A 19540-nucleotide genomic window follows, 5' to 3' on the forward strand; every position below is an offset into this window, starting at 1 on the left:
CCAAATTGCTGCCGATTTGTTAACTCTGGTTGATGGTGGGCAGTAATTTTTCAAAAAATATCAGGCTGGTTAGTTGGTTACGTTTTTGTGATGAATAAGTAAACAGGGTTTGGATTTTAATTAGTCGTTAAAACTTATATAGTGGGGAGCACCCTACGGGGTGTCCTGCAAGGACGATCGCCGCGAGCGTGGGCGAACCCCAAAAAAAGACCAAAGAGGAATTAGTCGTGCTTGAAACATACCGTAAACACGTCGCAGAACGTGCTGCCGAGGGCGTGGTCGCCAAGCCTCTGGATGCAGAGCAAGTCGCCGCCCTGGTAACGCTTCTCAAGAACCCGCCCGCTGGCGAACAAGACTTTCTCAAAGAGCTGTTGTCCTCCCGCATTCCACCCGGAGTTGATGAAGCTGCCTATGTTAAAGCCGGTTTTCTCACCGCCGTCGCCAAGAGCGAAGCCCACTCGCCGATCCTGACCGCCGCAGAAGCCGTTGCGCTGCTCGGTACCATGCAGGGTGGTTACAACATTCAACCGCTGATCGATCTGCTGGATCATGCCACCCTGGCACCGCTGGCCGCCAAGGGGCTCTCCCACACCCTGCTGATGTTCGACTCCTTCCACGATGTGGAAGAGAAGGCCAAGGCGGGCAATGCCCACGCCAAGCAGGTGATGCAATCCTGGGCTGATGCGCAGTGGTTCCTCTCCCGCCCGGAGCTTGCCGAGAAGATCACCGTCACCGTGTTCAAGGTGACCGGCGAAACCAACACTGACGACCTCTCTCCGGCACCGGACGCCTGGTCCCGCCCGGACATTCCGCTGCACGCCCTGGCGATGCTGAAAAACGCCCGTCCCGGCATCACCCCCGACAAAGATGGCGCTGTCGGCCCCATCAAGACCATCGATGCCCTGAAAGAGAAAGGCTTCCCGCTGGCCTATGTGGGTGACGTGGTCGGTACCGGTTCTTCCCGTAAATCGGCCACCAACTCGGTGCTCTGGTTTATGGGTGACGACATTCCGTTTGTGCCGAACAAGCGCGCTGGCGGTGTCTGTCTGGGTGGCAAGATTGCCCCGATCTTCTTCAACACCATGGAAGATGCCGGCGCACTGCCCATCGAAGTGGATGTCTCCAAGCTGGAAATGGGCGATGTGATCGACATCTATCCGTTTGCCGGCAAGATCTGCAAGCACGGTACCGAGCAGGTGCTGGCGCAGTTTGAACTGAAAACCGAGGTGCTGATCGATGAAGTGCGCGCCGGTGGCCGTATTCCGCTGATCATCGGTCGCGGCCTCACTGACAAGGCCCGCGAAGCGCTGGGTCTGCCGTTCTCCACCGTATTCCGTCGCCCGCAGCCAGTAGCCGATACCGGCAAAGGCTTCACCCTAGCTCAGAAGATGGTGGGCAAGGCGTGCGGTGTGCAGGGCATTCGCCCCGGCACCTACTGCGAGCCCAAGATGACCACGGTCGGCTCCCAGGACACCACGGGCCCGATGACCCGCGACGAGCTGAAAGATCTGGCCTGCCTCGGCTTCTCCGCCGACCTGACCATGCAGTCCTTCTGCCACACCGCGGCTTATCCCAAGCCTATAGACGTGCAGACTCACCACACCCTGCCGGACTTCATCATGAACCGCGGCGGTGTGAGCTTGCGTCCGGGTGACGGCGTCATCCACTCCTGGCTGAACCGCATGTTGCTGCCGGATACCGTGGGTACCGGTGGGGACTCTCACACCCGTTTCCCCATTGGGATCTCCTTCCCGGCGGGTTCCGGTCTGGTGGCCTTCGCCGCCGCCACCGGCGTGATGCCGCTGGACATGCCTGAATCGGTACTGGTGCGCTTCAAGGGCGAACTGCAACCGGGCATCACCCTGCGTGATCTGGTCCATGCCATCCCTTATGCCGCCATCCAGAAAGGGCTGCTGACTGTCGAGAAAGCGGGCAAGAAGAACATCTTCTCAGGCCGCATCCTTGAGATCGAAGGTCTGCCGACTCTCAAGGTAGAGCAGGCATTCGAACTGGCTGACGCCAGCGCCGAGCGCTCTGCCGCCGGCTGCACCATCAAGCTGGATCAGGCACCGATCATCGAGTACCTGAAGTCCAATATCGTCATGCTGAAATGGATGCTCTCCGAAGGCTACGGCGATCCGCGCACCATTACCCGTCGCATCAAGGGGATGGAAGAGTGGCTGGCCAACCCGGTGCTGATGGAAGCGGACAAGGATGCCGAGTACGCCGAAATCATCGAGATCGATCTGGCCACCATCAAGGAGCCAATCCTCTGTGCGCCGAACGATCCGGACGATGCCCGCCTGCTCAGTAGTGTTGCTGGTGACAAGATCGACGAGGTATTCCTCGGTTCCTGTATGACCAACATCGGCCACTTCCGTGCTGCGGGTAAATTGCTTGAGAAGTATCAGGGCGAACTGCCGACCCGCATGTGGATTGCCCCGCCCACCAAAATGGACAAGGATCAGCTGACCGAAGAGGGCTACTACGGCATTTTCGGTCGTGTCGGAGCCCGCATCGAGATCCCGGGCTGTTCCTTGTGCATGGGTAACCAGGCGCGGGTAGCGGAAGGGGCCACAGTGGTATCTACCTCCACCCGTAACTTCCCGAACCGTCTGGGTAAAGGTGCCAACGTCTACCTGGCCTCTGCAGAACTGGCAGCGGTGGCCGCCATCCTCGGCAAGATCCCGACCGTGGCGGAGTACCTGCAATACGCCAAGGCGCTCGATGCCACCGCGGCAGATACTTACCGCTACCTCAACTTCAACGAGATCGCCTCCTACACCAAGAAGGCCGATGCGGTGATCCTGCAGCAAGCGGTCTAACCGAGTTATTGCGCATTTAGCTCACCAAGAAACCAATAATGCCGCGTATTTACGCGGCATTATTTATTTGTGTGTCATTTGTCGTCTTTTTTGAAGATTGTTTGCACGATCCTTGCTAGAGAGATCCAACCACCTGTTTGGTGGTTCGTTTTATAAACCCTTTGCGTTATGTTGTTCGGCTATGAGCGGTAATGATGGAGCATCGTTATCGAGGGAAGGTGGGTGTTTGTTCACTGGGTGCTTGCTTCGGGCAGGCCTGACGAATTGCGGCGTGGTTCTTTATGTTTCTGTTCAGGCTAGATCTCTCCCAAACCCGGTTACGTTTCGGCGCCACCTTGCTGGTGTTTGCCCTGCCACTGTTGGCGGGGAGCTGGATCATCAACAGCAATTATGTAGAGGATTTGAAAGCGGACTCCAGCGCCTCGGCCCACAAGGCCAGAGCACTGCTGGAGGCCATGCTGGATCATGCGGAGCAGGCCAATCGGGATGTATTGCCGCTGGTCAAGGCCCCTTGCGCCGAGAATAAGTTGGTCCTGCGGACCAAGGTTGCGCTGGAGCCCTTCTTGCGTTCGGTCAATCTGGTTCGCGATGGCATCATCAACTGCACCTCGCTGTTTGGTGAGGCCAATGATGCTGACGATGGCTCCATCTATACCGGGCGCAAGCTGCTGCTGATGAGTGGCAATCGGGTGCGGCAGAATCACCCGCTGCTGGTGGTGCGCACCGAGCAGGGCAGGGACGCCGCCTTGAGTGCCATCGACAGCACCCAGCTCAGTTTTATGCTCTCCCTGAGTGGCCAATCCAGCGAGCTGTTTTTGCAGGTAGGGTCGGCCCGCCTTGATGAGTCGGGTCGCTATCTGAGCGACCCGCCCAAACTGCACCGCAGCACCGGCTTGGCGTTAAGCTCATCGCACTATCCCTTCACCATTCATGCCGGTTACTCCCTGCCGCGTTACTGGCAGTCGGTGTGGGAGGTGCGGCGTACGGCACGGTTGTGGCTGGCGGCGTCTTCTTTTTTGTTGGCTTGGGCTGTGTGGTGGATCCTGGGGCGTCCCGGCTCACCCAGTGACGAGCTGCGCCGAGCCCTGCGGGCCAGGGAGTTTGTGCCCTATCTACAACCGCTGGTAGCCAGTAATGGCGGCGGTATGATAGGGGCAGAGGTACTGATGCGCTGGCAACATGTGACCGAGGGAATGATCCGCCCCGATCTGTTTATTCCCCAAGCGGAAGAGTCGGGGCTGATCGTTCCCATGACCAACCAGATCATGCAGAGCGTGGCGAGTCAGTTAAGCCGGGTACAGGAGCAACTGCCCGACGGTTTCCATCTCAGCTTCAACATCAGCGCCGCCCATTGCCACGACTTTGCCCTGCTGGCCGAGTGTCGCGCCTTCCTCGGCCACTTCGTTCCCGGCAAGGTGGTGCTGGTGCTGGAGTTGACCGAGCGGGAGCTACTGATGTCGGATCCCCAGACCCTCTCTCTGTTCCGCCAGCTGGACGAGATGGGGGTCAAACTCGCCATCGACGACTTTGGTACCGGCCACTCCAGCCTGGCTTACCTGCAGCAGTTTCATGTGGATTACCTCAAGATCGACCAGTCCTTTATCGCCCGCATCGGCACCGAATCCCTCTCGGAACATATCGTGGATAACGTGATCGATCTGGCGACCCGGCTCGGTCTGGCGCTGGTGGCGGAAGGGGTGGAGACCGAGCGTCAGGCGGACTACCTCAGGGCCAAGGGGGTCGATTACCTGCAGGGCTACCTGTTCGCCCGTCCTATGCCGCTGCGTCAATTTTGTGAGACGCTCTCTCCGCAAGTGGCGCGGACGGCCTTGCCTGAAGCCGCGCGGGCAGTTACCTGAGGCGTTGCTGCGCCATCTCCCCCACGCTCCCGGTAAAGGGCGTCGGCTCGATTTCCGGTAATCCGCCTCAACTACAGGGGCTTGTTTTCCATGCCTTGTGGCTCGCTTTTCGGTAGAATCGGCGCTCATTTTGACGTCAGTAAAAGATGAGGCGCGGTATGACGGTTCAGTTCCAGGCATTTCACAGCATCAAGGCGATCGGAAATCGGGAGGTGCTGTTCAACTGGTCGAGAACCAATCCCCTCGGGGCGCTGGATCAGGTGTGGCGCCCGAAAACCCGCGACCAGCTGCAAGCGCTGCTGCGGGAACATCCCGAGCGCAAGTTGCGTCTTATCGGCTCCGGCCTCTCTTTTGAACCCATTCACAGCGTCTATGCCGAGGGCAGTCAGGCGCTGCTGGTGGATCTGTACCACCTGCGCGGCCAGCTGGCGAAAACCGCCGATACCGTCACCTATCAGGCGGGTACGCCGCTCGATACCATTTACGCTGATCTCATCGCCATGGAGCGGATGCTGCCGGCATCCCCCGGCGTCATTGGCATCCAGACCCTGGGCGGTGCGCTCAGCACCGGCACCCATGGTCAGGGGCTGCACCAGTCCGCTCTCTGCGATGCGGTGGAGGCGATGACGGTGATGCTGGCCAGTGGCGACATCATCCGGGTCGATCGCACCGATCCGCGCTTCGGCGCCTTCGTTATGGGGATGGGGATGCTCGGCATCCTGCTCGACGTCACCCTTCGCACCGTACCCAACCGCATCATGCGCTGTACCAAGTTCACCACCGATTACCCCTTTCTGCTGGAGCATAACGAGCGGCTCAACCGCGAGCACGGCTTTGTGAAGAGCTGGTGGTTTGCCTGGACTGGCGAGAGCCACATCTGGCTGGTGGATCCCGCCTCTGATGACGAGGTCGCCCGTTACCGGGCCGCTGGCAGCGAACCGCTGTTGCTGGAGGGCGATATCGACGCCCGCATGAACGCCACCATTGATGCCACCTTGCAGAAGATGGCGAAAGATACCAAGGACGAAGCGCTGGCGGGGGAGCACTTCGAGACGGTGCGCCGCTTCAAGGATGCCTCCGATCTGGTGGGCAACGTCTACCAGATCCTCTGCAAGGGGATCCCGGCGCCCCAGATCAACTGCGAGGTGGCGGTGCCGCTTCATCGGATGAACGAGGCGTTGGAGACCCTGCAAGCGTGGCAGCAGGCCAATCCCGGCGTGCTGCACTATCCCTTTATCCTGCGCTGCACCGGCCCGTCCGAGGCCTGGCTCAGCGCCGCCCATGGCCAGTCGGTCTGCTGGGTCGGTTTTCTGGTCTATCTGGCGGCGGACGGCACCTTCGTCAACGGCTCCATGGAGCAGATGCGCGAGCTGCAGCAATTGCTGGTGCCGCTGGGCGGCATTCCCCATTTCGGCAAGCATCTGGCGATGGATCTCTACGACTTCCCGGCTCTGCTGCCACGCTGGAACGACTTCGTGGCCCTCAAAGCCGAGCTCGATCCCCATGGCCGCTTTGAAAACCGCTGGCTCGCCGACCTGTTTGCCAACCGGTAAGGACTCGATATGACCGATATACAAGACACCCGCTCGTCCATCACCCAGCCGCTCAGAGGGGAGTCATTGATATGACAGATATGCAAGACACCAGGATCCCCGTGACCCTGCTGACCGGCTTTCTCGGCAGCGGCAAGACCACCTTGCTCAACCACTGGGTCAAGCAGCCGGAGCTTGGCGAGTGCGCCGTGCTGATCAACGAATTCGGCTCAGTGGGGCTGGATCACCATCTGGTGCAGCAGGTGGACGAGCAGGTGATGCTGCTCGACTCCGGCTGCATCTGCTGCTCGGTGCAGGGCTCCCTGGTGGAGGCGCTGCAGGGGCTGTTTATGAAGGCCATCCAGCGCAAGATCAAACCGTTCAAGCGGCTGATTATCGAGACCACCGGTCTGGCGGATCCTGCCCCCGTGCTGTTTACCCTGCGCGAAGAGGGCTTTATCGCCCAGCGCTACCGCTTCGATGGCACTGTCACAGTGGTGGATGCCGGTCATATCGAGCAGCAGCTGGCGGCTCAGTATGAGGCGGTGAAACAGGTGGCGCTGGCGGATCTGCTGGTGGTGAGCAAGGGGGATCTGGTGGAGGACGAGCAACTGGCGCGGGTCGAGGCCCAACTTGCAGCCCTCAATCCGGCGGCTCCGATCCAGCAGGTGACCAATGGCGAGCTCTCACCCAATGTGCTGGAGAAGCTCGGCGCCTACAACGAAGCGGCGGGGCGCGATGTGCGCCAGCTGCTGGCCTGGCTGCGCACCGAATCCCCGAAACAGGGGCTGGCCTCACCGATGCAACCCAAGATGCAGCCGTTCGCTGCCAAGGTGGGCACGGCGGCGCCCACTCATTTCGAGCACGGTAATATAGAAAGCTTCTCCCTGCGTATCGGCGAGCCGCTCAAGCCCTCTCGCCTGCTGGCCGCCATCGATGCGGTGCAGGCGCAATATGGCGATGCCCTGCTGCGCCTCAAGGGGATCTTGCAGCTGGAAGGGGAGAGCCAGCCGGTGGTGATCCACGGCGTCCACGGCCAGCTCTATCCGTTGCAGGCATTGGGCGACTGGCCGGAGGGCAAGGCCCAGTCCCGGCTGGTGTTTATCGTGAAAAGTCAGGACAGGGCGGGAATAGAGCGACTCTTTATGGAGACCCTCAAGGCCCCCGAGCCCAGCCTCGAAGAGCGGCTCAAAGCCATGCTCGGCCAACCGGACGCCTGACAGGCCAACGTGACCCGCCCCGTTGCAACCCAACGAGTGCGGGTCTCTTTTTATGCAAGCGATGCGAGAGAGGAGGGTGGTGGTTATGTCAGAACATTCACAGAGGGTGACTCCCGCCCAGCGCAAGTGGCTGCCCCTGCTGGCGGCGGTCGGTTTCTTTATGCAGGCGCTGGATGGCACCATCCTCAATACCGCCCTGCCCAGCATGGCCGAAACCTTGGGGGAGAGTCCGCTACAGATGCAGTCGGTGATCATCGCCTACATGCTGACGGTGGCACTGCTGATCCCCGCCTCCGGCTGGCTGGCAGACAGGTTCGGCACCCGCCGTATCTATCTGGTGGCCATCTCGCTCTTTACCCTGGGATCCATCGCCTGCGCCGCCTCTTATTCCCTCCCCATGCTGGTGGCGGCACGGGTGCTACAGGGGATTGGCGGTGCCCTGCTGATGCCGGTGGGGCGATTGGCGGTGCTGCGGGTCTATGACAAACACGAGCTGCTGCGGGTGATGTCGTTCGTCACCATACCGGGGCTGCTCGGCCCGCTGATGGGGCCAGCGCTTGGTGGCTGGCTGGTGGAAGTAGCGAGCTGGCACTGGGTGTTTCTCATCAACCTGCCGGTGGGGCTGCTCGGTTTTATCGCCAGCTGGCACTTTATGCCGGATCTGCGACAGCAGACCGCCCGTTTCGACTGGCAGGGATTTGTGATGTTCAGCGTCGGCATGGTGCTGGTATCGGTCGGTTTGCAGGGGCTGGGGGAGCACAGCATCGCCACCGGTTGGGCGCTGTTTGCGCTGATCTTCGGGCTGGCGGCGATGGCGAGTTACTGGCTCTATGCTGCCAATGCCGAGCAGCCGCTCTTTAGCCTGAGCCTGTTCAAAACATCCAGCTTCGCCATCGGCATCTGGGGCAACCTGTTTGCCCGCCTCGGCAGCGGCTCCATGCCGTTCCTTACCCCGCTGTTTCTGCAACTGGGGCTCGGCTTCTCGCCGAGCAAGGCGGGGATGACCATGATCCCCACAGTGCTGGGGGCCATGCTGACCAAGACGCTGGTAAACAAGCTCATTCCCAAGGTGGGCTACCGCCGCATCCTGATCGGCAACACCTTGGCTCTGGGCGCCATGATCGCCAGCTTCTACTTTATCGACAACCAGCTCCCCTACGGGGTCTTGCTGGGGTGGCTGGCGATCTTCGGCGCCATCAACTCGCTGCAGTTCTCCGCCATGAACACCCTCACGTTGCAAGATCTCAGCCCGACGCTGGCCAGCAGCGGCAACGGCCTGCTCTCGGTGGTGATGCAGCTCTCCATGAGCTTGGGGGTAGCGATATCCGCCAGTCTGCTGGGGCTCTTCTCGGCGGGCACCTCAGCGGCGAACGGTCAGTGGCTGGGGGGCTTTCACCTTACCTACCTCTGTGTCGGGCTGCTCTCCATGCTGGCGGCGCTGATCTTCGCCCAGCTGGCGCGCGATGGAGCTATGCCGTCGGCGCGGGCAGATAGCTGACTTCGCAGGGGAGCTGCGCCAGCACCTCGGCAAGATGTGCGGTGGCCAGCAGAAAGGTCTGCTCCGGGTGGCCCGGGGTCCAGGTGAAGGCGGCGTGGCTGAGCAGTTGCGGATCCACCAGTAGCGGAATATCAGCGCGCGGCAGGAAGGGGCAGACCGCCCCCGGCAGACAGCCGATCGCCGTCTGCATTTCCTCGGCGGTGCAGATGGAGGGTTTGGCACCGAGCGCAGCTTTGACCGCCTTGTTGTCGAGTCGGCCGTCCCTGTGGGTCAGCAGCAGGGCGAAGCGGCCATCCTTGAACTTGAGAAACAGGGTCTTGCTGAACTCCGCCTGCCAGCCGAGGCGGGCCTTGACCCGTTCGTCGGTGACGTAGTCGAGGATCGGCTCGTGCTTATAGCGCTGGTGGGGCAGTGCGGCGAGCAGCTGGCAGTTGAAATGGTGAATGGTATCGAGTGGCATGGGGTTCTCCTGTAGTGGGCGCTATCCTGCCAACCTCGCAGGGCCGGGCCCGCTTATTTCGCTATAAACAACAAGGGCGCTGTGAGGCGCCCTTGTTGATCAGTGATGCTGCAATTCGCACGCTTCCCAGTGAAAGGGAATGGGGCACAACTGCTGGGAGGCCTTGTCATAGGCCTGCCACAGCTCGCCCATGGTGCGGCCATCGACGGGGTGGCGTAGATCGGGGGCCAGCTCGGCCAGCGGCCACAGCACGAAGGCGTTGGTGAGCACTTCACCGCGCGGCAGCACCAGCGGCGTCTCGCAGACCAGATCGCCGTAGAGCAGCAGATCCAGATCCAGGGTGCGCGGGGCGAACTTCTTGGCATCCGGCTCGCGGCCGTGGGCGAACTCCATGGCCCGCAGTCGCTGGCAGACGGTGGCCAGCGGCAGCTCGGTCTCGGCAGCGGCCACCAGGTTGTAGAAGGGACGGCCGTTGAAGCCGACCGCCTCGCTCTCGAATACCCGGGAGACCCGCAGCTCGCCAAATTCGGCGTGCAGGGCATCGAGCCCGGCGCGGATATGGCGATCCCGCTCGATGTTGGAACCCAGGCTGATATAGATGGTGGTCATCAGTTGCTGCTCGCGGCCGGGGTGCGATGGCGCAGGATCTCGACGCCGACCCCGGCGGCATTGGGCACGGCGCCCGGTTTGGTGAGGGTCACCTTGACCCACTGCACCCGCTCGTCATCCAGCACCAGCATGGCGACCTGTTCGGCCATGGTCTCGACCAGCTCGACCACCTTGCCGGTGACATGCTCACAAATCTTGTTGGAGAGGTCGGCATAATCCAATGCCAGCTTGATATCGTCAGTTGCTGCTGCGGGGCGGTTGTCGAACCCCATCTCGAGGTCAAAGCGAAGCTTCTGGCGAATGCCTTTCTCCCACTCATATACACCGATAGTGGTCAAAACCTCGAGTCCGCGAATAAACACCTTGTCCATGACTGTACTTCTTCTTTACTCTTGATGGGCTGTGATAACAGCGCAGGGATGCTGGCCGGGCAACAGGCTTGCCGGCGCGCTCAGGTTGGGCAAGGACCCATGCCAGCGTGTGTGGCGGCATCATACCCCATTCATATCGTGGTAAAAACGACCAAGATGACGGCCCTGACGATTTTGATGATTATTCTGGCCTACCTGGGTGGTTCACTATCCAGTGCTGTGCTGGTCTCCCGTTGTAGCGGTCTGCCCGACCCGCGGGATCATGGCTCCCACAATCCGGGGGCAACCAATGTGCTGCGCCTCGGTGGTCGAGTTGCTGCGCTGGTGGTGCTGCTGCTCGATGTGCTCAAGGGCACGGCCCCCGTCTATCTCGCCTGGTATCTGCAAATCAAACCCGTCTACCTCGGCTTTATCGGGGTCGCCGCCTGCCTTGGTCATATGTATCCCCTCTTCTTTCACTTTCGTGGCGGCAAGGGAGTCGCAACGGCACTGGGTACCATGATGCCGCTCGGTTTTACCATGGGTGGCGCCGTTATCGGCACCTGGCTGCTGGTGCTGCTGGTGAGCGGCTACTCCTCGCTGGCCTCGATCATCACGGTGTTACTGAGCCCGCTCTTTACCTACCTGCTCAAACCTGAGTACACCCTGCCGGTCTCTTTGCTCTCTTGCCTCATTCTGATCCGCCATCACGAGAACATCTCCCGCCTGCTAAAGGGGGAGGAACCCCGGCTATGGGGGCGAAAATCCGGCAACTGCGCCGAGGAAGTGGCAAAAATGAGCGATGTTGCGCAAAAAAAAGACGAACGAAACAAAAAGTGAAATTTCCCGTTGACCATCAGCCTTAAAATCCGTTTAATAGCGCCCACGCCCAGATAGCTCAGTCGGTAGAGCAGGGGATTGAAAATCCCCGTGTCGGCGGTTCGATTCCGTCTCTGGGCACCAAGATTTGGTGCCATGAAATAAAAATTTGTTCATGCACAATAGTTTAAAGTGTGCCGGCTTAGCTCAGTAGGCAGAGCAACTGACTTGTAATCAGTAGGTCACCAGTTCGATTCCGGTAGCCGGCACCATTTATAGATTTGCCCAGATAGCTCAGTCGGTAGAGCAGGGGATTGAAAATCCCCGTGTCGGCGGTTCGATTCCGTCTCTGGGCACCAAGTACAATTCCTCCTTAGTTCAGTCGGTAGAACGGCGGACTGTTAATCCGTATGTCACTGGTTCAAGTCCAGTAGGAGGAGCCATTTAAAAAGCCCTTGTCGCAAGACAAGGGCTTTTTTTTATTGGGCCAAGCCCGTTTATAACCATAAAAACAACCACACACGCACAGATGAACCGCAGGATAGATATGGAAAATCATGTAGTTATAGAGTCAAAGGGGCGACTTGCCGCCATTCGGGACTGGCTGGAGCCCGTGCTGGTGCTGCTTATTCTCGGCAGCCTGTTCGGTTACCTCGGCAGCCAGATGGGCCTCTCGGCCATGGTCAACACCCTGTTCAATACCGCCCACCAACTGTTGCTCAATACCGTGCTCTTTATCATGGGGATCACAGTGCTCTCCGGTGCCCTGAGCCAGCTGCTCAGCGAGTTCGGGGTGATCCGTCTGCTGGAGGTGCTGCTGGCGCCGCTGATGAAGCCGGTGTTTCGCCTGCCAGGTCGCACCGCGCTGGCTGCCCTGATGACCTTCTTCTCCGACAATCCGGCGGTGATCAGCCTCGCCAAGGACAGCCGCTTTCGCAAAGGCTTCACCCCTTGGCAGCTGGTGTCGCTCACCAACTTCGGCACCGCCTTTGGCATGGGGCTGATCGTGGTGACCTTTATGGCCACCTTGCAGCTGCCGAGCGGTGAATCCACCGCCAGCGCGGCGCTGATCGGCCTGCTCGGCGCACTGGTTGGCTCGGTAGTCTCTACCCGACTGATGCAGCGGATGATCCGCCCCTTGGTGGGTGAAGAGCTGATCGATGACCAGCCTGCGGGCAACGGCCCCAAGGTCGGGGTGACCAAAGAGGCCGCCCCCGGCTGGCTGCGGATCCTCAACTCCCTGCTCGATGGCGGAAAATCCGGTGTGGAGCTGGGGATGGCGGTGATCCCAGGGGTGCTGATTATCAGTACCTTCGTGATGCTGCTGACCTTTGGCCCGGGCGACAAGGGGTATACCGGCGAAGCATTTCAGGGAGTTGCCCTGCTGCCGGTGCTGGCCGCCAAGGTAAGCTGGCTGTTTGACCTGCTGTTTGGTTTCAAACAGCCGGAGCTGGTCGCCTTCCCGGCCACCTCGCTCGGTGCGGTCGGCGCCGCCATGTCGCTGGTGCCGCCCTTTATTGCCAAGGGGTGGATCACCGGTAACGAGGTCGCGGTGTTTACCGCCATGGGGATGTGCTGGAGTGGTTTCTTGAGCACCCACACCGCCATGCTGGATGCCCTCGGCTATCGCCACCTCACCTCCCGCGCCATCGTTGCCCACACCATCGGCGGCTTGAGTGCCGGTGTGGCGGCGCACCAGCTCTATATGCTGCTGGGCTGAGTCGGGTTCAGATACGGATACAAAAAGAGGCTCTTCGGAGCCTCTTTGCGTTTCTCCCTGCCGTGCCCTGCTCACGGGCGCACCAATCACCCTTGCGGCGTGATGCCCTGTACCTTCAACCAGAATCGCTCTTGGCAGTGGTTGTGAAACAGCTTGCTGGTTGGAGTGATGGGGATAGGGCTGGCGATGACCCGATAGCTGATCCAGCACTCGGCGCAAAGCTGTTGCGATGGCGCTTCGTCCTGCTCGGTTTGCTGGCGGATAACGACCCCATTGGCAAACCAGCTGGTCGTTATCTGGTGCCGGATCACAGTGCCGCTCTCATCATGCTCGCTATAGTGCTCACTCTCTTGGCGGGTGAGAGTGACGGTGCTCGCCTGTCGATGAATGGCCCTGATATAGCTGATTAGTTGATTCATTGCTGATCTTGCCGTGATGGTTGGCCTGCACTGGATGAGCTGCACAGGATGGAAGAGGGCTAGCCTAGCGCGCTACCTTGGCTGCGGCAATCGCCTCGGCTGCGCCGCAAGCAAACCGTAAGGGGGAGAGCAATGGGTATCCCGCAAAACAAGAGCGAGCTGCTGCTCGCCATCGAGACCAATTTCGGCAAGTTGTTCAAGGTGTTGCAGGTCGTACCCGAGAGCCGGGTACGGGAGCTGACCATTGCAGGGCACAGCAAGGGAACCACCATGAGCGCCGCCAATCTGCTGGCCTACCTTATCGGCTGACGAAACTCGCCAAGTCTCCGGTTTATTCGATATGGCCGATGAGGCACTGCGCGATCACCGCCTCCGGCATCATCTCCTGCAGTCCGGCGACCAGCTTTTCCCCCGCCTCATGCAGCGCTGCCAGCGGCATCTCGGGCAGGCTCTCCAGAATGAACCACATCTGGCCCGAATCGATACTTAATCGAGTACGCACACCCTGCCGCCAGTTCCAGCGCCGACAGGTGACCCCCTTGTTATCCCGCCAGACCACCTCACCGAGTTCCGGAGATTCGTGGGCGGGCTCGCCCCCTGTCATGGTATCGAACTGCTCGCTGCCATCGGCCACTACCAGTCGCGGTTGTCCTTCATAAGCAAGCAGGTTTTCGCCCCCGACCGGTATGGCGTAGCGAATGCTGATGGCGTTGTAGAGATCGACCACTGGGTCGATGGCGGGCAGGTTGCCATCTCGGGCGACCCGTTTTCTCAGGGCCTCGGCGGAGCAGGGGGTCCGCTGCGGCTTGGCGCCGAACTTTCTGAACAGATCGCCCCAGGCGGCGAGGTGCGCCTCTGCCCACGGCACATCGGCGGCCGTCATAGCGCTGCAGGCTTCATCAAGGGCGCGTGCCCCCACGTTCGGGTCAACCACGGTCGCGGCCTGCACCGTGATGCTCAGGGCGCGAAAGCCCGGGGCCAGTTGGCTGACTTCGGGGGAGATATGGGGGGTAATCAGGGACATAACGACTCCAGAATCAAAAGAGGCAAGGGGAGAGCGGCTGCCGGCCAGCATAGCGGTGACGGCAAATCCGGTTTGAGAGCCATCATGCGCGAACATCTTAGATAAGAAAATTTACATGTTCTTAATGGTCATAAGTTTCATGAATGAAAAGGGCATGTTCGAGAAGGTAACGGACGTGGAGAATAAGGACATCCCATCGCTTCCGGTTTGCTCCGGCAATCGTCCTTTGCCGCTCTGACCCACCGCGGCAGCCGCTGGCCGCCCAGCTCCCTCCTGATACCCGCAGCGGTCATGCCCAAGCACGAGGTGGCTATTCAAATCGCTCGACGGCTCAATGAGTTGGCTATGGTTGGCGTTTTTTTCATCGTTCTGGCCCCGCTTATGCACCTCTCTTTGCAACACCACCAAGGGCTGCCGTCGCGGAGAGATATCATGATCAGTACCCTGCTTCCCCTTGCCTCTATCACCCTCAAGCTGGGCAGTCAGCTGCTTGGCAGCAGTGCCAAGTCCCAACCTGTACAGCAACCAGTACAGGAGGAGCGCTTGCCGCCGACCGTCCAGAGCCTGTTTCAGCGGCTAGGCATCAAGGATGCCAATAGCGAGCAGAACCGCGCTGCCATCAACCACTTTATGGGTGAGCTGATGCAGACCCTGGGGCAGGAGAATGGCGGCCAATCCCTCCCTGCGGCTATCGATACCGCCCGCAGCCAGCTGGCCAACGGCACCCAGAGCACCCGCCTCGATGCCCTGCAAAGCGAGCTCAATACTCTCAAGGATTCCCTTGGTGCCAGCAATCTCAACCTCGATCAGCTGCTCGGCGCCTTTAAACAGACCCTGCCCAATGGCAAGGCGGAAGGGGTTGGCAAACTGCTAAACGTCCGTGCTTGATGGACAATGAAAGAAAACAGCCGAACCATTTGTAGCATCATCTTACGGATATGATTATTCACAAAATTTTCTTTGGTTATTTATAATTCGACAAAAATTGTCAATAAAGCCATACATGATTTGAAATAAATTATGATTATGGTAGATGATTTCATATTTTGAAAAATTGTTTTTCTTCACATATAAAGATACTACATTGGGTGTTTTGGAAAAAGTACCTTGTGATTCATGATGCAAATGTGAATGTTTTATTGAGTTAAATAAATCATTTAATGTTGAAATAAATGATGTTTTATCTTGGTCATACTCTGATTCATTGCCCAATATCAGGTCTCTACAAATGCCATATTTACCCATCCTTTTGTCGTCAAATAATGCTCCGACATTGTCAACTTCTAGTTTTAAATTAGACTCAAACTCTTTATTGTAGGCGAGTATAAAGGACAGTTGCGTTAGTTCATCTAATATTGTACGAATAGATAAAATCAGCCCTTCAGTTTTCAACCTGAATTTAACAAAAGTATTCTCATAGTATGGTTTTAGTGATGGATTATTCATTTCGCTTTCGACAGCACTATGTAATTGAAGTAAATCAAAGAAATCATCTTGAATTACACTGAATTTTGTCGCAATAAGTAAGGACTGTCTTATTGGGTTACTACATTTTTTTATCCCCTTGTAGGGTGGCATAAACTGAATTGGATCTTCAATATATGACTTCATGAAATGAGTTGGAAGTGGATCACAATGAATATAGTTAAATTCTATTAGGTTTGGTTTTTTGTATTTGTCTTCTTTTTTAATCCATCCACTACCATTAAAGACGTATATCCACCCATCTTCACACTTCTCATCTGGTAGTGCTATATCTGTTGCTGAGAATGGAAGTCCAGTGCCTTTTATTTGCAAGTAATCCTCTGAGTCTATGTAATAATGGTCTTCACTGTCATAGTGATGTATGGTGACGTTTCTATTATATTCAAAAAACATTTTTTCGCCATTGTTGGTCATATGCTATATTCTCTGATTGCACATATATAGTAGTTAAACCACACGATTCGTTAGCTATGGAATTATGCATATTTAGCTGTAAGCATAATACCATGCAAGTAGAGTTTGAAATTCTAACACAATTCACATAAATTAACTCGTGGGTGTAAACACTTGATATCTGGAAGTAATTTTATCAAAGAAGCATTTAAATTTAGTATTTTCTTTTAATAAAACGGCAACCGAGGTTGCCGTTTTGCTTACTTATTCGGATGACAAGCCGGTTGGTTTAATCCGCCCGTTTTGCCAGCCACTGTTCGGCGGCGGTCAGGGCTGCTTCAACCTGCTCGCGGGCGACGCCGCCTTTGGCGACCCGTTTGGCCAGGGTCGCTTCCAGCTCCAGATTGGGATAGACATCTTCGCCGATCACCGGGCTAAAGCGCAGGAACTCGGGTAGTGAGAGATCTTCCAGCGGCTTCTTCACCTCAAGCGCATAGACCACAACCTCCCCGACGATATGGTGCGCCTCACGGAATGGAATTCCCTTGGCCACCAGATAGTCCGCCAGCTCGGTGGCGTTGGCGTAGCCGCCTTGCGCCGCCGCCTTGGTGCGCTCGCCATTCACTTTTAGATCGATCAGCACCAGCGCCGCCATATCGAGGCAGTCGTGCCAGGTGTCGAGGGCATCGAACAGCCCCTCTTTGTCTTCCTGCATGTCCTTGTTGTAGGCCAGCGGCAGCGCCTTGAGGCTCATCAGCATGCCCATCTGGGCGCCGACCACCCGGCCGGTCTTGCCACGAATAAGCTCCAGCGCATCGGGGTTTTTCTTCTGCGGCATCAGGGAAGAGCCGGAGGTGACCGCGTCGGAGAGCTCGACAAAGCCCGCTTCGCCGGTGTTGTAGAAGATCAGGTCTTCGGCAAAGCGCGACAGGTGGGTCATGGAGAGGGACGCCACGTGCATTAGCTCCACCACGTGATCCCGATCGGAGACCGAATCCAGACTGTTGCGGGTGGCGCCACCAAAGCCCATATCCAGCGCCAACGCTTCGCGGTCGATGGCATAGGCAGTGCCCGCCAGCGCGCCGCAGCCGAGCGGGCTGGTATCGAGCCGTTTCAGCGCATCCTGCAGACGGGAGTAGTCCCGCTCCAGCATCTCCACATAGGCCATCGCCCAGTGGGCGAAGGTGACCGGTTGGGCCCGTTGCAGGTGGGTGTAACCGGGCAGCACCGCAGCCTGATTGACACGGGCGGAGGCGACCAGCCCCTGCTGCAGGGCGGTGATGGAGCCAAGCAGCAGCTCGCCCTGCGCCTTGCACCAGAGTTTCAGGTCGGTGGCGACCTGATCGTTGCGCGAGCGGCCGGTGTGCAGCTTTTTGCCGAGATCGCCGACGGCAGCGATAAGCTGGCTCTCGACCCAGGAGTGGATATCTTCGGCATCTGAGCTCAGGATCTGCTGGGGATCCTGCTTCACCGAGGCGAGCAGTACCTCCATCGCCTGTTGCAGTTTGCCCTGCTCATCGCTGGTCAACACGCCCACTTTCACCAGCGCCTTGGCCCAGGCCATGGAGCCCTGAATATCCTGCTCCGCCAGCCGGTAATCGAACCGCAGCGAATCGTTGAACTGCTTGAACCGGCTATCGGCTCCCTGACTGAAGCGTCCACCCCAAAGTGCCATACTGCTCTCCTTGAATGCGTTGTCGGCGGCGCTTGCGCCTGCCGTACTCGCGCGGCCCCTTGGCCTACGCGCAGAAATCTTGCCCTGTATGTTTCTGCATAACAGTGCGGTGGTGAGGGATGCTGCTGTCGTTGGTCACGTCACATCCAGCAACTGCGAACCGATCCTCTCTTCCTCCGGAAGAGGGCAATTCCCCCTCATCCCCAACCCTTCTCCCCTTGTTTTTCAAGTAAGCGGGAGAAGGGAGATAAATATTTCAGCATCTGATTCAAACCGCCCCTGTTATCTCACAGAAGCGGCCCGGGTGCTGCCGCTCTTGTCACACCCGCCGATGATGGATCAGGGGCTATGCCCTCTGTCTATAGAAGAGGGGGCTATGCCCCCTCAACGGAATCAACGGGTTATCGCGCTTGCTTAACCGTGGGTGTGGTCGCCACCGATGGCCTGATGCTGCTCCTTCATGGCGCGGATCCGGCTGGCCAGGGTGTAGAGACGGATAAAGCCTTCGGCATGGCTCTGGTCATACACTTCGTCTGCACCGAAGGTGGCGAAGTCTTCGGAGTAGAGGCTGTTCGGTGACTTCTTCTGCACCGCAGTGACTTGACCCTTGTACATCTTCAGGATGACTTCACCGTCGAGATCTTCGGCGATGGCGTTGGCAGAGGCGACGATGGCCTTGCACAGCGGAGTGAACCAGCGACCGTCATAGACCAGATGGGAGAATTCGGCCCCCAGCTTCTCCCGCCAGGCGCGGGTCGGTCTGTCCAGTACCAGCTCTTCCACGGCGCGCAGTGCCGCCACCATCACGGTACCGCCCGGGGTCTCGTAGCAGCCACGGGACTTCATCCCCACCATCCGGTTTTCGGTGATGTCGATGCGGCCCACGCCGTGCTTGCCGGCACGCTCATTCAGGGTCATAAGGATCTGGTGTGGGCTCAGCGGCTGGTCATCAACGGCCACCACTTCACCCTGCGCCACGGTCAGCTTGACGTACTCTGGCTCGTTCGGTGCCTGCTCGGCCGGTACTGTCCACTGCCAGACCGCTTCGGAGGGCTCGTTCCAGGTGCTCTCCAGCTCGCCACCCTCGGTGGAGATGTGCCAGGCGTTGGCATCGCGGCTGTAGATCTTTTTCAGGGTCGCCTTGCAGGGGATGCCGCGGGTCTCCAGATAGGTCAGCAGATCTTCCCGGGAGCGCATGTCCCAGATCCGCCACGGGGCGATCACTTTCAGCTGGGGCGCCAGCGCGGCGACCGCACCTTCGAAACGCACCTGATCGTTACCCTTGCCGGTGCAGCCGTGGGAGATGGCATCAGCCCCTTCCGCCAGTGCTGCTTCTACCATCGCCTTGGCGATGATCGGGCGGGCCATGGAGGTGCCCAGCAGATAGGTTCCTTCGTAGACGGCGCCGGTCTTCAGGGTCGGGTAGACGTACTCTTTGACGAACTCTTCGCGCAGGTCTTGGACGATGCACTTGGTGGCGCCGGAGGCGATGGCTTTTTGCTCGATCCCTTCCAGATCGTCACGCTCCTGACCCACGTCGGCGACGAAGGCGATGATTTCGGCGTCATAGTGCTCTTTGAGCCAGGGAATGATGGCCGAGGTATCCAGTCCACCCGAGTAAGCCAGTACGATCTTGTTGATTCCGCTCATGT

At 58.6% G+C, this 19540-nt stretch carries 17 protein-coding genes and 4 tRNA genes; 13 read left to right on the plus strand and 8 right to left on the minus strand.

The window, feature by feature from the left end; genetic code table 11:
- The first annotated feature begins 227 nt into the window (after positions 1–227).
- The 5 genes from acnB (at position 228) to mdtD (ending at position 8934) form a co-directional block, all read left to right on the plus strand.
- Positions 228–2825 carry a bifunctional aconitate hydratase 2/2-methylisocitrate dehydratase gene (gene acnB, locus CF137_RS02670; RefSeq protein ID WP_139717699.1) on the plus strand — a complete coding sequence of 866 codons (2598 nt, stop codon included), beginning with the start codon at positions 228–230 and terminating at the stop codon, positions 2823–2825.
- Positions 2826–3106: 281 nt separating this feature from the next.
- Positions 3107–4684 (plus strand): EAL domain-containing protein, encoded by a 1578-nt coding sequence (locus tag CF137_RS02675; protein WP_139717701.1) that lies wholly within the window; start codon positions 3107–3109, stop codon positions 4682–4684.
- A gap of 158 nt (positions 4685–4842) precedes the next feature.
- A complete protein-coding gene (locus CF137_RS02680; protein WP_139717703.1) occupies positions 4843–6237 on the plus strand; it encodes a D-arabinono-1,4-lactone oxidase in 1395 nt (464 codons plus the stop codon).
- 71 nt (positions 6238–6308) lie between these two features.
- On the plus strand, positions 6309–7436 hold the full coding sequence (locus CF137_RS02685) for a CobW family GTP-binding protein (RefSeq protein ID WP_162515795.1): 1128 nt from the start codon (positions 6309–6311) through the stop codon (positions 7434–7436).
- A gap of 85 nt (positions 7437–7521) precedes the next feature.
- Positions 7522–8934 carry a multidrug transporter subunit MdtD gene (gene mdtD / locus CF137_RS02690; RefSeq protein ID WP_139717705.1) on the plus strand — a complete coding sequence of 471 codons (1413 nt, stop codon included), beginning with the start codon at positions 7522–7524 and terminating at the stop codon, positions 8932–8934.
- On the opposite strand, the gene CF137_RS02695 is transcribed toward mdtD, so the two are convergent.
- From CF137_RS02695 to folB, 3 genes are all read right to left on the minus strand, one after another.
- Entirely contained in the window at positions 8906–9394 is a 489-nt protein-coding gene (locus CF137_RS02695; RefSeq protein WP_139717707.1) for a YbaK/EbsC family protein, read from the minus strand. The genes mdtD and CF137_RS02695 overlap by 29 nt on opposite strands.
- A gap of 99 nt (positions 9395–9493) precedes the next feature.
- On the minus strand, positions 9494–10003 hold the full coding sequence (folK, locus tag CF137_RS02700; RefSeq protein ID WP_139717710.1) for a 2-amino-4-hydroxy-6-hydroxymethyldihydropteridine diphosphokinase: 510 nt from the start codon (positions 10001–10003) through the stop codon (positions 9494–9496).
- On the minus strand, positions 10003–10374 hold the full coding sequence (folB, locus tag CF137_RS02705; RefSeq protein ID WP_042019536.1) for a dihydroneopterin aldolase: 372 nt from the start codon (positions 10372–10374) through the stop codon (positions 10003–10005). The genes folK and folB overlap by 1 nt, the downstream gene beginning before the upstream one ends.
- A gap of 156 nt (positions 10375–10530) precedes the next feature.
- On the opposite strand from folB, the gene plsY reads away from it, so the two are divergent.
- The 6 genes from plsY to CF137_RS02735 all read left to right on the plus strand — a co-directional run bounded on the left by plsY (position 10531) and on the right by CF137_RS02735 (position 12892).
- Positions 10531–11193 (plus strand): glycerol-3-phosphate 1-O-acyltransferase PlsY, encoded by a 663-nt coding sequence (gene plsY, locus CF137_RS02710; protein ID WP_042019534.1) that lies wholly within the window; start codon positions 10531–10533, stop codon positions 11191–11193.
- A gap of 47 nt (positions 11194–11240) precedes the next feature.
- Positions 11241–11316, plus strand: a tRNA-Phe gene (locus tag CF137_RS02715).
- Positions 11317–11368: 52 nt separating this feature from the next.
- A tRNA-Thr gene (locus CF137_RS02720) sits at positions 11369–11444 on the plus strand.
- 11 nt (positions 11445–11455) lie between these two features.
- A tRNA-Phe gene (locus tag CF137_RS02725) sits at positions 11456–11531 on the plus strand.
- 8 nt (positions 11532–11539) lie between these two features.
- A tRNA-Asn gene (locus CF137_RS02730) sits at positions 11540–11615 on the plus strand.
- A 104-nt stretch (positions 11616–11719) separates the two neighbouring features.
- Positions 11720–12892 carry a CD0519/CD1768 family membrane protein gene (locus CF137_RS02735; protein WP_139717712.1) on the plus strand — a complete coding sequence of 391 codons (1173 nt, stop codon included), beginning with the start codon at positions 11720–11722 and terminating at the stop codon, positions 12890–12892.
- A gap of 86 nt (positions 12893–12978) precedes the next feature.
- Here the strand turns inward: CF137_RS02735 and CF137_RS02740 are convergent, their stop codons facing one another.
- Entirely contained in the window at positions 12979–13311 is a 333-nt protein-coding gene (locus tag CF137_RS02740; RefSeq protein ID WP_139717714.1) for a nucleotidyltransferase family protein, read from the minus strand.
- A gap of 132 nt (positions 13312–13443) precedes the next feature.
- On the opposite strand from CF137_RS02740, the gene CF137_RS02745 reads away from it, so the two are divergent.
- A complete protein-coding gene (locus CF137_RS02745; protein ID WP_240038500.1) occupies positions 13444–13620 on the plus strand; it encodes a ClbS/DfsB family four-helix bundle protein in 177 nt (58 codons plus the stop codon).
- 22 nt (positions 13621–13642) lie between these two features.
- On the opposite strand, the gene CF137_RS02750 is transcribed toward CF137_RS02745, so the two are convergent.
- Positions 13643–14335, minus strand: coding sequence for a B3/B4 domain-containing protein (locus tag CF137_RS02750; RefSeq protein WP_139717716.1), 693 nt, complete (start codon positions 14333–14335; stop codon positions 13643–13645).
- 432 nt (positions 14336–14767) lie between these two features.
- Between CF137_RS02750 and CF137_RS02755 the strand changes: the two genes are divergently transcribed.
- Positions 14768–15223, plus strand: coding sequence for a hypothetical protein (locus CF137_RS02755; protein ID WP_139717718.1), 456 nt, complete (start codon positions 14768–14770; stop codon positions 15221–15223).
- A gap of 54 nt (positions 15224–15277) precedes the next feature.
- Here the strand turns inward: CF137_RS02755 and CF137_RS02760 are convergent, their stop codons facing one another.
- The 3 genes from CF137_RS02760 to CF137_RS02770 all read right to left on the minus strand — a co-directional run bounded on the left by CF137_RS02760 (position 15278) and on the right by CF137_RS02770 (position 19538).
- The gene (locus CF137_RS02760; RefSeq protein WP_139717720.1) at positions 15278–16234 is read right to left on the minus strand and encodes a hypothetical protein; all 957 of its coding nucleotides are present in this window, start codon (positions 16232–16234) and stop codon (positions 15278–15280) included.
- 268 nt (positions 16235–16502) lie between these two features.
- On the minus strand, positions 16503–17888 hold the full coding sequence (argH, locus tag CF137_RS02765; RefSeq protein WP_139717722.1) for an argininosuccinate lyase: 1386 nt from the start codon (positions 17886–17888) through the stop codon (positions 16503–16505).
- A gap of 414 nt (positions 17889–18302) precedes the next feature.
- Complete coding sequence (locus tag CF137_RS02770; protein ID WP_101320411.1) at positions 18303–19538, minus strand: argininosuccinate synthase; 1236 nt, start codon at positions 19536–19538, stop codon at positions 18303–18305.
- Between the last annotated feature and the right edge of the window lie 2 nt (positions 19539–19540).

Origin of the sequence: Aeromonas sobria (genome assembly GCF_006243315.1) — a bacterium.
GTDB lineage: Bacteria > Pseudomonadota > Gammaproteobacteria > Enterobacterales > Aeromonadaceae > Aeromonas > Aeromonas sobria_A.

Coding starts and splice junctions, on each gene's coding strand:
- CF137_RS02675 (WP_139717701.1), top strand. CDS start 3,107: ATGTTTCTGTTCAGGCTAGATCTCTCCCAAACCCGGTTACGTTTCGGC.
- CF137_RS02680 (WP_139717703.1), top strand. CDS start 4,843: ATGACGGTTCAGTTCCAGGCATTTCACAGCATCAAGGCGATCGGAAAT.
- CF137_RS02750 (WP_139717716.1), bottom strand. CDS start 14,335: ATGTCCCTGATTACCCCCCATATCTCCCCCGAAGTCAGCCAACTGGCC.
- folK (WP_139717710.1), bottom strand. CDS start 10,003: ATGACCACCATCTATATCAGCCTGGGTTCCAACATCGAGCGGGATCGC.
- mdtD (WP_139717705.1), top strand. CDS start 7,522: ATGTCAGAACATTCACAGAGGGTGACTCCCGCCCAGCGCAAGTGGCTG.
- CF137_RS02740 (WP_139717714.1), bottom strand. CDS start 13,311: ATGAATCAACTAATCAGCTATATCAGGGCCATTCATCGACAGGCGAGC.
- CF137_RS02695 (WP_139717707.1), bottom strand. CDS start 9,394: ATGCCACTCGATACCATTCACCATTTCAACTGCCAGCTGCTCGCCGCA.
- folB (WP_042019536.1), bottom strand. CDS start 10,374: ATGGACAAGGTGTTTATTCGCGGACTCGAGGTTTTGACCACTATCGGT.
- CF137_RS02755 (WP_139717718.1), top strand. CDS start 14,768: ATGATCAGTACCCTGCTTCCCCTTGCCTCTATCACCCTCAAGCTGGGC.
- CF137_RS02760 (WP_139717720.1), bottom strand. CDS start 16,234: ATGACCAACAATGGCGAAAAAATGTTTTTTGAATATAATAGAAACGTC.
- plsY (WP_042019534.1), top strand. CDS start 10,531: ATGACGGCCCTGACGATTTTGATGATTATTCTGGCCTACCTGGGTGGT.
- CF137_RS02735 (WP_139717712.1), top strand. CDS start 11,720: ATGGAAAATCATGTAGTTATAGAGTCAAAGGGGCGACTTGCCGCCATT.
- CF137_RS02685 (WP_162515795.1), top strand. CDS start 6,309: ATGACAGATATGCAAGACACCAGGATCCCCGTGACCCTGCTGACCGGC.
- CF137_RS02770 (WP_101320411.1), bottom strand. CDS start 19,538: ATGAGCGGAATCAACAAGATCGTACTGGCTTACTCGGGTGGACTGGAT.
- CF137_RS02745 (WP_240038500.1), top strand. CDS start 13,444: ATGGGTATCCCGCAAAACAAGAGCGAGCTGCTGCTCGCCATCGAGACC.
- argH (WP_139717722.1), bottom strand. CDS start 17,888: ATGGCACTTTGGGGTGGACGCTTCAGTCAGGGAGCCGATAGCCGGTTC.